At 41.5% G+C, this 13,102-nt stretch carries 12 protein-coding genes and 1 other RNA gene; 12 read left to right on the top strand and 1 reads right to left on the bottom strand.

Translation table 11 applies throughout. From position 1 onward, the window contains the following. The first annotated feature begins 44 nt into the window (after positions 1-44). Both CLNEO_RS00620 and CLNEO_RS00615 read left to right on the top strand, forming a co-directional pair. On the top strand, positions 45-515 hold the full coding sequence (locus CLNEO_RS00620; protein ID WP_066083440.1) for a hypothetical protein: 471 nt from the start codon (positions 45-47) through the stop codon (positions 513-515). Beyond that, positions 508-768 (top strand): hypothetical protein, encoded by a 261-nt coding sequence (locus tag CLNEO_RS00615; protein WP_066083438.1) that lies wholly within the window; start codon positions 508-510, stop codon positions 766-768. The genes CLNEO_RS00620 and CLNEO_RS00615 overlap by 8 nt, the downstream gene beginning before the upstream one ends. Positions 769-1,002: 234 nt before the next feature. Here the strand turns inward: CLNEO_RS00615 and CLNEO_RS00610 are convergent, their stop codons facing one another. Further along, positions 1,003-1,314 carry a hypothetical protein gene (locus CLNEO_RS00610; RefSeq protein WP_066083435.1) on the bottom strand — a complete coding sequence of 104 codons (312 nt, stop codon included), beginning with the start codon at positions 1,312-1,314 and terminating at the stop codon, positions 1,003-1,005. Between the two features lie 127 nt (positions 1,315-1,441). Here CLNEO_RS00610 and CLNEO_RS00605 point away from each other — a divergent pair, with 127 nt between their 5' ends. From CLNEO_RS00605 to CLNEO_RS00560, 10 genes are all read left to right on the top strand, one after another. Beyond that, positions 1,442-2,230, top strand: coding sequence for a metallophosphoesterase (locus tag CLNEO_RS00605; protein WP_066083432.1), 789 nt, complete (start codon positions 1,442-1,444; stop codon positions 2,228-2,230). 329 nt (positions 2,231-2,559) lie between these two features. After that, a complete protein-coding gene (locus tag CLNEO_RS00600; RefSeq protein ID WP_066083430.1) occupies positions 2,560-3,573 on the top strand; it encodes a deoxyguanosinetriphosphate triphosphohydrolase in 1,014 nt (337 codons plus the stop codon). Between the two features lie 191 nt (positions 3,574-3,764). Next, entirely contained in the window at positions 3,765-5,543 is a 1,779-nt protein-coding gene (dnaG, locus tag CLNEO_RS00595) for a DNA primase (RefSeq protein WP_066083428.1), read from the top strand. A 39-nt stretch (positions 5,544-5,582) separates the two neighbouring features. Continuing rightward, on the top strand, positions 5,583-6,656 hold the full coding sequence (gene rpoD / locus CLNEO_RS00590) for an RNA polymerase sigma factor RpoD (protein ID WP_066083426.1): 1,074 nt from the start codon (positions 5,583-5,585) through the stop codon (positions 6,654-6,656). Between the two features lie 266 nt (positions 6,657-6,922). After that, entirely contained in the window at positions 6,923-7,609 is a 687-nt protein-coding gene (locus CLNEO_RS00585; RefSeq protein ID WP_066083425.1) for a tRNA (adenine(22)-N(1))-methyltransferase, read from the top strand. Next, positions 7,600-8,724 (top strand): Nif3-like dinuclear metal center hexameric protein, encoded by a 1,125-nt coding sequence (locus CLNEO_RS00580; RefSeq protein WP_066083424.1) that lies wholly within the window; start codon positions 7,600-7,602, stop codon positions 8,722-8,724. The genes CLNEO_RS00585 and CLNEO_RS00580 overlap by 10 nt, the downstream gene beginning before the upstream one ends. Positions 8,725-8,752: 28 nt before the next feature. Further along, entirely contained in the window at positions 8,753-10,405 is a 1,653-nt protein-coding gene (locus CLNEO_RS00575; protein ID WP_066084523.1) for a nucleoside kinase, read from the top strand. A 33-nt stretch (positions 10,406-10,438) separates the two neighbouring features. After that, positions 10,439-10,771: RNase P RNA component class A (gene rnpB / locus CLNEO_RS00570), an RNA gene on the top strand. Between the two features lie 487 nt (positions 10,772-11,258). Next, positions 11,259-11,975 (top strand): serine/threonine-protein kinase, encoded by a 717-nt coding sequence (locus CLNEO_RS00565; RefSeq protein ID WP_066083423.1) that lies wholly within the window; start codon positions 11,259-11,261, stop codon positions 11,973-11,975. A 94-nt stretch (positions 11,976-12,069) separates the two neighbouring features. Then, on the top strand, positions 12,070-12,657 hold the full coding sequence (locus CLNEO_RS00560; RefSeq protein WP_066083422.1) for a hypothetical protein: 588 nt from the start codon (positions 12,070-12,072) through the stop codon (positions 12,655-12,657). The last annotated feature ends 445 nt before the right edge of the window (positions 12,658-13,102 follow it).

Below are 13,102 nucleotides of genomic sequence, written 5' to 3'. Positions count from 1 at the left end.
CATTCGTCATATGTTTTTAAAAGGCTTGTTGGGGGAGGTTAAAAATGGAGGAAAAACTGAGCAGCGAGCAAATGAAGCTTTTGTCCGGAATGATGGGAGCAGACAACAGTGATACTTTTCAATTGTTAGAAAGAATCAACCGGCTGCGCCGTCTTTTTGGGAGCACAGAGGAACAAAAGCCACAGGATATTCAGGTAAAAGAAAGCTCAGCCCTTGAGGCGCCCTTTGGCAGTACCCAAGGGGAAAAAATATTATGTGCGGCCATTCCTTTTTTGGATATGGAGTTTCAGAAAAATATTTTTGTGGCGGTGCGCTTTATGGAGCTAAGGCGTGTGTTGCAGGGCACAAAGCTGGAAGCAAGGGAGAAACAGGAGGATCCGGTGTATCGGCGGCATAAAATGCTACACGCCGTGCGACCGTATTTGGCAGCAGAAGAAAAAAACCAGTTGGATAGCATGATGAAAATTATGGAAATAAGACAAATTATGGGTGCAAGGAGGGACGACAGTGAGTAAGGAATGGGATATTCCAGAGGTACAGGCATTAGGAGAGGAAAGGTTGCGTTTGATTCGTGAGGCAGCAGAAAAAAGCCGAGGAAAAACAGGAATGGAAAGATTGGATGTGCTGTTGGAATATGGGGAGAAGCTGTCCCAGGGCGGGAAGTTGGAGGCGGAGCAGCAAAAGGCTCTTTTGGCGGCTGTAAGCGCAACCCTGCCACAGGAAGAACGGGATAGGATGATCCAAATTATGTCCATGTTGGGCTATTAATTTTCACCGAAGGCGTTTCTACATTATTTTTTAGGGTGGCATGGCGGTGGTTATAAGTCCCTGTAAATGTCACTTTGTCTTCGTTAAAAAACATAAAAAAGCCCGCTTGCAAATTACAAGGTTTCTCTTGTAATTTTTGCAATGCGGGTTTTTTGTTTTGTAGCGCTATTTATGAAATAGGGGTGGGGCAATTAGATAAGTGTGGGACAGGCTAAAATTTTGGGGCACCATAAATTAAATGCACCCATATAAGCAAAGCAAAAGTAATATAACCGGAAACTGATTATCGTTGCAGGACGGGCTGCAGGAAGCTTTTTCAATTGGTTTTCCACAGCAGTTTTTCTCACAGGTTTCCGTATCCATCTTGGGCGGGCTTGCATGTTCAAGGATAGGAGCTTCTTTATAATCAGGCTTCCTTTCATTTATTTTTGGTTCCTCCAAAATGGGTTTTTGCATCTGTTTTTTCATGGGTGCTGGGCGCGAACCAGATGCGGGGTCGCATGCACGGGCGTTAAATGGATCAGGTAAATATGGGTTACGATACATGGAAAATCCCTCCGTATTGTCGTTTTATTAAATATATGAGGAAAAGAGAAATAATTCTCTTCTTTTTTTTTACCTGCGAAGATTTTTATGTTATAGTAAGAAGGAAGGTTAGGAGTGGAATGACGGCATGAGAGAGCAACGGGAACGAAATTTCCGCATATTAGAATTTAAAGAAAATAAATTTGATATCATTGGAGATGTCCATGGCTGTTATGACGAGCTGATGGAGCTTGTGCAAAAGTTGGGCTACGAAAAAAAAGGACAAGCCTATGTGCATCCCCAAGGCAGAAGGTTAATTTCTGTGGGTGATGTGGCGGATAAAGGCCCGAAGAATTTAGCGGCCTTGGAATTTTGGATGGATCAGGTCATTTATGGCGGTTCTTTCTGGGTGCATGGAAATCATTGCAATAAGCTGTACCGTTTTTTCTTAGGGAATAAGGTTCGAATGTCCCATGGCTTGGAAAATACCATAGAGGAATTGGAAAAGCGGTCAAAAGAGGAAAGGGTTGCGTTTCGAAATCGGTTCATGAGCTGCTATAAAAGCCAATGCTACTATTTGTTGCTGGATAAACGAAGGCTGGCAGTTGTTCATGGCGGTTTGCGAGAGGAATCCATGGGGCGGTTTTCCAATAAAATTCGTGCCGTTTGCTTATATGGTGAAACAGCCGGGGTTTTTGAAAAAAACGAAAAGCCCATACGTTTAGACTGGGCAGAGGAATACAGAGGGAAGGCGTTTGTTGTTTATGGGCATACCGTTCAGGAGAAACCAAACATCGTCCATAATACTGTGGATATTGATCAAGGGTGTGTTTATGGCGGATATTTGACGGCGCTGCGTTATCCTGAGCGGGAGTTTGTGCAAGTGCGGGGGAAAGCCTATGCTGAGTATTTGGGTAGTGGTAAGGTGCCTGAATAAGGGAATGGTTATCCAAAGAAAAAAATAGACGCTTGGAAAAACCTGTCTGCGGATATATTTATTTATAAGACATATTCCATTAATAAAATAATAAACTGGTAAAAACCATCTGTAGAAGCGGATGGTTTCTTTATTTTTATCCAATGAAACTACGAAAATGTGGAAATTTTGTTTACAGGAGGATGGGATATGGAAAGGCTTAATTATTTTATAAAGCAGGAATATGATGAAAATGCAATCTTTTCGTGGGAGAAAAAGAGGATTTTTGCGCAGAACGACGTATTTTTCTAATATAAGAAAAAATTTGCGAACCATAAAGGAGGGATAGTATGGAGTTACGGCTTTTACAAGAGGCAAGAGAGGAAAAGCTCCTTGGGGAATATGCCCAAAAGAGTGTTGCTACAAAAGGGAGAGAAAAGTCTGAAGAAAAATGCGACATTCGCACAGATTTTCAAAGGGACAGGGATCGGATCATTCACTGCAAATCCTTTCGCCGCATGAAGCACAAAACGCAGGTGTTTATTTCCCCTGAGGGGGATCATTACCGCACACGCTTGACCCATACCCTGGAAGTATCGCAAATTGCAAGGAGCATTGCAAGGGCGTTGAACCTAAACGAGGATTTAACCGAGGCCATTGCCTTGGGACATGATTTGGGGCATACACCCTTTGGTCATGCGGGGGAGCGAAAGCTGTCCAAGCTTTGTGAAGCCTATGGGAGTTTTGCCCATAACGAGCAAAGCTTACGGGTGGTTGATCGTTTGGAAAAAAATGGAGAGGGGTTAAATTTGACTTGGGAAGTGCGGGATGGAATTTTAAACCATCGCACTAGCTGCAAGCCTGCCACCATGGAGGGAAAGGTAGTTCAGCTTTCTGATAAAATAGCCTATACCAATCATGATATTGATGATGCTGTGCGGGCGGGGATGCTTACGCCGGAGGATATTCCGCCGGAAATTGTCGCCCTCATTGGCACTACCTCCAGCAGCCGTATTAATGCCATGATCAGAGATACCATTACAAACAGTGCCCGTAGAAACGAAATCCGCATGAGTGTGCAAATGCGAGAAACCTTGACCAATCTACGAGATTTTATGTTTCGTAATGTTTACATGAGTGACATTGCCATGGAGGAGCACGAAAAGGCGGATAAAATCATCGGGGATTTGTACGAATATTATTGGAGCCACCCAGAGGTTATGGAGGGGGAGTTTTTACAGCTTTTGAAAGAGGGCGAACCCCTGTGGAAGGTGGTTTGCGACTATATTGCCTGCATGACCGATCGCTTTGCGGTGGCTAAATATACGGAGCTTTTTATTCCTAAGGAATGGGGGAGGCTTTGAAAAGTAGATGGATTTTTTAAAAAAAATATCATTTTCCCCATATTTTTTGGGCATATATACAAAATAAAGGTTGGCAAAAGGATTTTTAAAGTTTCTGTCGAATTATTTAAGGTGAGAAGGAAGTGCAAATTGAGGTTCACTTCCTTTTGGACTGTTTATAGAAAAGCGAAGGGAAAAGGTGGGTGTTAGGTGTGCGTTATCCCCGTGAAATTGTGGAAGAAGTACGTTTGCAGAATGATATCGTTGAGGTGATTTCTCAGTACGTTCCTTTGAAGAAAAAGGGGAATTCCTATTTTGGCCTCTGCCCGTTTCATAACGAAAAGTCGCCATCCTTTTCCGTTAACAGCGAAAAACAATTTTATTATTGCTTTGGATGCGGTGCCGCCGGGAATGTTTTTGGTTTTGTCATGGAAATGGAAAACTGCGATTTTCCCGAAGCCTTAAAAAAGCTGGCGGATCGTGCCCATATCACCCTGCCGGAGCCGGAAAAAAACGCCCAGGCCATAGCGGTGGAGCAATTAAAGGAAAGACTGTTTGAAATTCACAGTATTGCGGGGCGTTTTTATTATGATGTCTTACAAAGCGAAGAAGGAGCGGATGCCCGCAGCTACATAGAAGGAAGGAAGCTGCAGGCGGCAGTGAGCCGTAAATTCGGTTTGGGCTATGCACCGGAACGGCGAAATGCCTTAATGGAGCATTTAAAAGAAAAGGGCTACGCTATCAATGATATGCTGCAAAGCGGATTGGTCATTGAAAATAAGGATAAAAACGGGTATCACGACCGTTTTCGCGGCAGGCTCATGTTTCCTATTTTTGATTTCCAAGGCAGAGTTGTAGGCTTTGGCGGACGAATCATAGGAAAAGGAGAGCCGAAATACTTAAATTCTCCCGAAACCATTTTATTCAGTAAAAGCAGAAACCTATACGGCTTGAATTTTGCCAAGGCAGAGCGAAAAAAGGAACTGATATTGGTAGAGGGCTATATGGACATGATTTCTCTTTACCAAGGGGGATTTCGTAATGTGGTGGCATCCTTGGGAACGGCCTTTAATCAGGAGCATGCCCGAACGCTGAAAAAATTTGCTGAGGATATTATCCTTCTTTACGACAGCGACGAGGCAGGCACTAATGCGGCATTGAGGGCAATTCCTGTTTTATGTACAAATGGTTTTCGTGTACGGGTGATGCAAGTGCCAAACGGGAAGGACCCTGATGAGTTTATTAAGCAAAACGGAGCGTTAGAGTTTTCAAAGCTATTGGTAAACGCTGTTCACTATATTTCCTTTGAAATAGCCTGTATTCAGAAAAAATATAATTTGGATAACCCCGAGCATAGAGTGCGCTTCGCTACAGAAGCGGCAGATATCCTTTCCAAGCTGGATAATGCTATTGAGCGGAATGTATATGCAGGCGAGGTTTGCCGTATGACAGGGGTGGAAGAAGCTGCCATACGCAGTGAAATTGACAAGCGTGTGCAAAAAGAGGAGATCGCTTTTCAAAATAAGGCCGAAAAAAAGCGGCAAATGAATCAAAAGGCAAGTAATGTGAAGAACCCTGGGGAGAAGGGCCTTTTGGAGGCCCAAAGAAGTATCTTGTATTATTGTGCATCTGAGCAAAAGATTTACGAAAAGTTAGTAAGTGTTTTAGAGAAAGAGGATTTTACCGAGGAACTCTATGATCGGGTTTTTGAGGCAATTGGTCAATTATGGCGGAATAACGGCAACGTATTCCCAGCGGAGCTGGTAAGCTTTTTTGAAGATGGAGCCGAACAAAAGCCTGTGACGGAGATTTTCGCAATCCAACTTCCCGCCCAAAGCAAGGAAGACTTACAAAAGTCGATCAATGAAGCGGTAAAACTACTGAAACGGACGAAAATCGTCAATTTAATGGCTGACACAACTGATGCGGAAGAGTTACAAAGGCTGGTGGAAGCCAAAAGAAGGCTGGATTCCCTGTATATTACCATTTAAGATGGTTAGACTATAAGAGCAGAGAAAGGAAGGATTGCGTTGAAATCCGTCGAAGAAAATACGTTGTTGACCCGTTTAGAGGAATTGGTGCAGCATGGAAAAAAGAAAAAGGGTGTATTGGAATATAAAGAGATCATGGAACATTTGGCGGATTTGGACCTTGACCCCGACCGAATTGAGCGTATTTATGAGTACCTGGAATCTCAAGGAATTGACGTTTTGGGGAATATAGATGCCGAAGAGGAAGTTGAAAAGGATCTGGATCTGACATTGCCCGAGGGCATCAATATTGATGATCCGGTGCGTATGTATTTAAAGGAAATTGGCAAGGTACCTTTGTTAAGCGCAGAAGAAGAGGTTGATCTTGCCCAGCGCATGGAGAATGGCGACGAGGAAGCAAAAAAGAAGCTTGCCGAAGCCAATTTGCGTTTGGTTGTCAGTATTGCTAAGCGTTATGTGGGTAGAGGAATGCTGTTTTTGGATTTGATACAGGAAGGAAATCTTGGATTAATTAAGGCGGTTGAAAAATTTGACTACCATAAGGGGTATAAATTCAGCACCTATGCCACCTGGTGGATCAGACAGGCCATTACCCGCGCCATTGCCGATCAGGCAAGAACCATTCGTATTCCTGTGCATATGGTAGAAACAATCAATAAATTGATTCGTATCTCCAGACAGCTTCTACAGGAATTGGGCCGTGAACCAACGGCGGAGGAATTGGCGGCGGAAATGCAGATGTCTGAGGATAAGGTGCGGGAAATTATGAAAATTGCCCAGGAGCCGGTTTCTCTGGAAACGCCTATCGGCGAGGAGGAGGACAGCCATTTGGGAGATTTTATTCCCGATGACGATATTCCTGCTCCTGCGGAGGCGGCAGCCTTTACCTTGTTAAAGGAACAGCTCATTGAAGTTTTGGATACCTTGACAGACAGAGAGGAAAAGGTATTACGCTTGCGCTTTGGCTTGGATGATGGACGAGCAAGAACCTTGGAAGAGGTAGGGAAGGAATTTAACGTTACACGTGAACGAATTCGTCAGATTGAGGCAAAGGCGCTTAGAAAGCTAAGACACCCCAGCCGCAGCAAGAAATTGAAGGACTATTTGGAATAAATGTATAAAGGGTGTCGATCAAATCGGCACCCTTTAACAAAATTACAATATTATCAAAAAGAGAAGGATTGCTGTGTTTTGGCGGGTTTTAAAAGGCATCTACAGTCTGAAACGGGCGAAATTCCTTATTTTCGACCGTTTTTTTATTGAGAAAACAAAAAAGCTGTTTAATAATGCAGCGGAAAGAAGGATTCCCTTCTTTTTTTGAAAAAACGTTGTAAAAGCATAATTATTAGAATAAACTTTGACATAGAAAGGGGAAACCCATGGATATTTCAAAAAGACTGCAAGCAGTTGCGGCCTTGGTTTCCTATCCGCAAGTGGCGGATATTGGAACGGATCACGGCTATGTACCTATATTTCTACATAGTTTAGGGAAGCTTACAAGAGGCTTTGCCTGCGATGTGCGCAAAGGGCCTTTGGAAAAGGCAAGGGAAAATATTCTTTTGTATGGTGCACAGGAGATCATTGAAACCAGATTGGGCAGCGGCCTTTTGCCAATGCAGCCAAAGGAAGCGCAAACGGCGGTAATTGCCGGTATGGGCGGTATGCTTACTATAAGAATATTAAAGGATAGCCCAGAGGTGGCTGCATCCTTAAAGGAGCTGATTTTGGCGCCGCAGCACGATGTGGATGCGGTGCGCCGGTATTTGCATACCATTGGTTTTTCCATAGAAACCGAGGAGATGCTGAAGGAGGACGGCAAGTATTATAATATCCTGCGATGTATACCGGGAGAGGAAAAATATCATCGTGAAATTGACTATTTGTATGGAAAGGGATTATTATTACAAAAGAACCCTTTTTTGAAAGAGTTGTTAACCGCCGAGGAGAGGAAATATTGTTTGGTGGAGAAAAGGCTACTGGAGAGTCAAACAGAAAACGCAAAGGAACGCTTGCTTCAAGTGAGAGAAAAACTTGGGTTCATGAGGGAGGCTTTGGCATGCTTGTGAAGGTAAAGGATATTGTGGCGTTTATGGAAGGGGTAGCACCCTCCCAATTGGCAGAAGACTGGGATAATACGGGGCTTGCCGTGGGCGACCCTGACCATAGGGTAAAAAAGGTTCTGGTGGCCTTGGATGTCATTGATTCTGTGGTGGAGGAAGCCGTTGAAATTGGGGCGGATTTGATTCTGACCCATCATCCCATGCTGCTGTTTCGGAAAATAAATAGCATCACAAAAACGGATGCCTTGGGTAGACGAATTTATAAGCTGATTGAAAATGAAGTGGCGGCGCTGTCTGCTCATACAAATTTAGATGTGGCAAAGGGTGGCACCAATGATGTTTTGGCGGAAATGATTGGCCTTACCCATGTAGAAATTCTTGAGGAAACATGGGCAGAGGAATTGAAAAAAATTGTGGTTTATGTACCCCAAAGCCACCTGGATGTGGTGCGTGAAGCCATGTGTGCTGCCGGTGCCGGTCATATAGGAAGCTATTCTCATTGTACCTTCCAGACGGCGGGAGAGGGTACTTTTTTGCCCCAGGAGGGCACTTCTCCCTATATAGGCACAGAGGGCATTTTGGAAAAAACGCCGGAGGTGCGTCTGGAAACCATTGCGCCTGGGGGGAAAGTAGAAAAAATCCTGGAAGCAATAAAAGCAGTCCATCCCTATGAGGAGGTGGCCTACGATATTTATCCTGTGGAACAAAAGGGCAAAAAAGAGGGAATTGGCCGCATCGGGGATTTAAAACAGCCTATGGTGTTTTCCGATTTTGCGTTAGTATTAAAGGAAAAGCTGGGGTTGGAGGGAATCATTCGTCTTGTGGGTGATTCCAACAAAGAGATTCAGCGTGTGGGTCTTTGCACAGGAAGCGGCACAGAATTTTTTTCCACTGCAAAAAAACAGGGTGCAGACCTTTATTTAACGGGGGATTTAAAATTTCATGAAGCGCAAAAAGCCTTGGAACTGGGGCTTTGTGTTGGAGATATTACCCACTATGCCAGCGAAGTGATTATTGTACCTGTACTGCAAAAAGCATTGCTTGAGGCAGCGAAACAAAAGGACTGGGATTTAGAGGTTGTGTGTTCAAAGGTAAACGGACAAACATTCTGGACAATTTGATGAAATAGGAGGAATTGTATTGGAACAAATGCAGATAAATGTAATGGGCAAAGACGTTTTGGTGAAAGAAGGCACCACTTTTGGAGAATTAGCAAAAGATTTTCGTGAAGAATGCGTAGGCGGCATTATGGTGGCAAAGCAGGAAAATCGACTGAAGGAACTGCACAATGTCATTCACGAGGACATCCCCATTTCTTTTTTTGATATTACCCACGAAGAAGGAATGCGGGTATACCAAAGGGGAGTTTCCTTCCTACTGGTGAAAGCGGTTTGGGATTTGTTTGGTAAGGATGCCTCTTTGATTATCGAACATTCGTTAAAGGGAAACCTATATTGTGAAATTGCTAAGCCTAGGATTACCGTGGATGAAGATTTATTGCGGAAATTAAAAGAAAAAATGGATGGGTATGTTAAGGCGGATTTGCCCTTGGTGAAGCATACCTGCCGCAAAGATAAAGCCCTTGATATTATGAAAAAGCAATGTATGCTTGATAAGGCTGAGCTCCTTCGGTTTCGCCGTGCATCCAATGTCAATTTGTATGAGATTGAGGGATTGTTTGATTATTTTTATGGATATATGCCTCTCTCAACGGGAACATTGAACCTGTTTGAGCTTATGCTTTATGAAAATGGGTTTTTAATACTATTACCCCAGGCAAAGAATCCTCTTAACATTCACCCGCCGTTTCATCTGCAAAAAATCAGCGGTGTGTTTATGGAGCAGATGAAATGGTGCCAGCTCATGGGGGTTGCAAATGTGGCGGATTTAAATAACACCTTGGTAAGGGGAGAATTTGGCGAATTGATACGAATCAATGAGGCGCTCCACGAAAAGAAAATTGCCCAGATAGCGGATCAGGTATATCATAAAATTGATCAGGTGAAAATGGTCTTAATTGCCGGGCCTTCCTCTTCCGGGAAAACCTCTTTTGCCAACCGTTTGTGTATTCAGCTTCGGGCGTTAGGCGTTCGGCCTCATAAAATTTCCCTGGACGATTATTTTGTGAACCGAGAGTTTACCCCTGTGGATGAATTGGGAAACAAAAATTTTGAGAGCATTGATGCGTTGGACTTAAAGCAATTAAATGAGGATTTAAAAAATATTATTGCGGGGGATCGTGTTGAAATTCCATCCTTTAATTTTGTGACGGGAACCAGGGAACACAAGGGGACTTATATTCAGCTGGATAAGGATGAAATTTTGGTAATTGAGGGCATTCATGGCTTAAACAACAAATTGACTTCGGAAATTCCCGATGAAAATAAGTTTAAAATTTTTATCAATGCAATTACCCAGTTAAATATTGATGACCATAATAGAATTTCTACCTCGGACAGCCGTTTGATTCGCCGCATGGTGCGGGATAATCAATTTCGGGGGAGAGATGGTGCGGCCACCATTGAATCTTGGAATATGGTAAAAAAGGGGGAGGAAGAAAATATTTTTCCCTATCAGGAAAATGCAGATGCCATTTTTAATTCGGCAACGATTTATGAGTTGAGCGTATTAAAGCAGTATGCCGAGCCGTTATTGTTTGCCATAGACCCTTCCAAGCCGGAGTATATTACAGCAAAAAGATTAATTAAATTTTTGGGATATTTTCTGGCTGCGCCCGGCATTGAAATTCCCAATAATTCGTTGATTAAGGAATTTGTTGGTGGAAGCTGCTTCAAGGTTTGACATTAGAAACAGGATGTCGTATAATGGTGTTCGTGAGTAAGCTGGATGGTCGCGCCCCATAAAGGTGAGGAAAGTCCGGGCTTCGTAGAGCAGGGTGCCGGTTAACGACCGGTGGAGGCAACTCTAAGGATAGTGCAACAGAAATAAACCGCCTGTTTTTGCAGGTAAGGATGGAAAGGTGGGGTAAGAGCCCACCGCTTCTCTGGTAACAGGGAAGGCTCTGTAAACCCCACCCGAAGCAAGACGAAATGAAACAATAGGGCTGCTCGTCCTGTTTCAATAAATGTCGCATGATGCTGTTGGCAACAACAGACCAAGATAGATGGCTGTCCAAGACAGAACCCGGCTTATAGGCTTGCTCATACAAATGAAGATAAGAAACTTTGGATTTACTGAGGTTTCATGCGTTCCCTCCAAAACCAAGAACAAGGTTATAGATAAAAAAATTATCTTAGACTTGTACAAGGATTGGAGGGATTTTTTGTGCAAAAAAATAGCATGAAAGGTTATAACAAAATAGGAAAAAACAAGACATAAAGCTTTGATAAACCTTATAAATTGAGATATTTCCAGTCAGTGGAAAAACATTAGTGGTAATGTAACACAATGTACAAGCGAGGAATAATATATAGTACAGCTAATCCAAATCGTAACTGCTGTATAAAAAGCAACTAACCAATATAAAAGGAGGAAATATCATGAAAGAAAAAAACTTTGATCCTAATAAGGGGCATAGCTATTACCAAAGACGTAGCCGGTCTAGTGTTTCCAGAAGTTTTTCTGGTAGATCAGCTACCCGTTCTTACAGTTTTAGTCGATAATTTAACACAAGCATTAAGCGAAGTGTTGTATTATGGTGAACTACTATGAGCAGGGAGAACAAATAAAAGATTATTCCATCTTGGATATACTTGGTGAGGGGAGATACGGTATTGTGTATCTTGCGAAAAATACTAAAGATGAAAAATGCATCATTAAATTACTAAAAAAAGACATGCTAAAAAAATCCAAATCAAAATTGTTTTACGAACAGGAAATCTTAAAAAGTTTAAATAGTCCTAAATTCCCCCAATTTATTGAATATCTAGAAATAGATAACCTGCCAGCTTATGTATTAGAATATATCCCGGGAATAGTCTTTGAAGATTTATTAGCTGATGATTCTTATTTGTTTCGTAAGGAGCAGATTTTTGAAATTGCGATTCAACTGGTAGAGATTATATCTATATTGCAGCAAAACAATATTGTTCATCGAGATATTAGGCCGCCTAATGTCTTAATCAAAGAAAATCAAGATATCGTTTTAATCGATTTTGGGTTAGCTAGATATATAGATGATAAAAAATATACAAAGCAAGTTGATTATTGGTACTTGGGAGATTTTTTAATCCATTTATACTATACATCTTTTTATCAAGACTTAGAGTTAGAAGAGAGGCCTTGGTATGAAGAACTAGATATAACAGAACAAGAAATCTTGTTTTTAAAAAAACTCATGGGAATTGAAGATAGCTATACGAATATTGAGGAAATTCAAAGTGATATTATGAAATTAAAAATACAAGACTAAGATGATGATAAACCATATGGTTAAGCGCAGTATTCTTAACTATATGGTTTATATCTTAAATATAAATAATAAATGAAACATGGGAGGGTAGAGTATGAACAATTCAATTTGTATTAAAGAAATAAATATAAAAAGCTTTTGTGCGAATATATACTCTGTGAAACATTTTAGAATGATTGGTTTAGTAGATGTGAATATTGAATATGATCATGATATAGAGCAAGTTACATTAGCTTATTACAGTTCTTCGGGTACGAATAATGGAAAGATCAAAGGTCTATGGTATCCTATTATAGGTATAAAAACAACGACAGGGGAATTTACAGAATTTACAGAATATTTAAATTTTGTTCTGACTAATACAACAGAAGGCGGTTTGGCGGAAAAAGGTTGGCTTGCCAAATCTCTTTTTTTCTATGGTGATTTTTCCGACAATTCTAAGATTATGGGTTTTTCTAATGGAAGTCATTATGAAAAACTTTTAGAGATTGGAAGAACGCTAAAAGATTTGTATGATAAAGATGAATTTTGTAAAATGAATTATCTTGACCCGGGTTTGTTAAATCAAATTGTAATTTCCAATAATCTTTATAGAGGGAATAAACATAAACAAAGAGAAAATTATGAACGATTCATGGGTGATGTATTTATTCAGACGCAGAATTCTTTAAATGCCAAATAAAATTGGATTCAAAGACCTTATAAGGCTTAGTTTCCTTTGTTCGTTGCGCATTATGCTATTATGAATCAGTAAACAGAAAAAATAAAGAAGATAGGTAGTCAATAGCCAATGGTTCGTAGATACCTTTGCTAAATTTTATGGTAGGTATGAAGATGTTTTCCGGTATTGTATTGCGTTTATTGCCGGAGCGTGGAAACAGGGAAGGCGTTGCAAAACTCATCCGGAGCAAGACGAAATGAAAGGATAGGGCGACTTATCCTGTTGTAATAAATGTGGCAGGATGCTGTTGGGAACAACAGACCAAGATAAGGGATAAGACCTTTTGTGTGCAGCAATGCATCTATTTGTATTCTGTATCGTTGAAAAAAGCTTGAAGGAACCAAGTTTTTGCACAGGGTGTGGACATTGTCCACACCCTGTGCAAACGTATTCTCATGTGGTTTGT

The sequence above is a fragment of the Anaerotignum neopropionicum genome (assembly GCF_001571775.1).
Taxonomy (GTDB): Bacteria; Bacillota; Clostridia; order Lachnospirales; family Anaerotignaceae; genus Chakrabartyella; species Chakrabartyella neopropionicum.
The sequence above is the reverse complement of the archived record's forward strand: the minus strand, read 5'-3'. Positions and strand labels throughout refer to the sequence as shown.

What these genes read in the sequence shown, in the direction of transcription:
- CLNEO_RS00600 (WP_066083430.1), top strand. Translation starts at nt 2,560, where the DNA reads ATGGAGTTACGGCTTTTACAAGAGGCAAGAGAGGAAAAGCTCCTTGGG.
- CLNEO_RS00585 (WP_066083425.1), top strand. Translation starts at nt 6,923, where the DNA reads ATGGATATTTCAAAAAGACTGCAAGCAGTTGCGGCCTTGGTTTCCTAT.
- CLNEO_RS00605 (WP_066083432.1), top strand. Translation starts at nt 1,442, where the DNA reads ATGAGAGAGCAACGGGAACGAAATTTCCGCATATTAGAATTTAAAGAA.
- CLNEO_RS00560 (WP_066083422.1), top strand. Translation starts at nt 12,070, where the DNA reads ATGAACAATTCAATTTGTATTAAAGAAATAAATATAAAAAGCTTTTGT.
- CLNEO_RS00620 (WP_066083440.1), top strand. Translation starts at nt 45, where the DNA reads ATGGAGGAAAAACTGAGCAGCGAGCAAATGAAGCTTTTGTCCGGAATG.
- CLNEO_RS00575 (WP_066084523.1), top strand. Translation starts at nt 8,753, where the DNA reads ATGCAGATAAATGTAATGGGCAAAGACGTTTTGGTGAAAGAAGGCACC.
- CLNEO_RS00610 (WP_066083435.1), bottom strand. Translation starts at nt 1,314, where the DNA reads ATGTATCGTAACCCATATTTACCTGATCCATTTAACGCCCGTGCATGC.
- CLNEO_RS00565 (WP_066083423.1), top strand. Translation starts at nt 11,259, where the DNA reads ATGGTGAACTACTATGAGCAGGGAGAACAAATAAAAGATTATTCCATC.
- CLNEO_RS00580 (WP_066083424.1), top strand. Translation starts at nt 7,600, where the DNA reads ATGCTTGTGAAGGTAAAGGATATTGTGGCGTTTATGGAAGGGGTAGCA.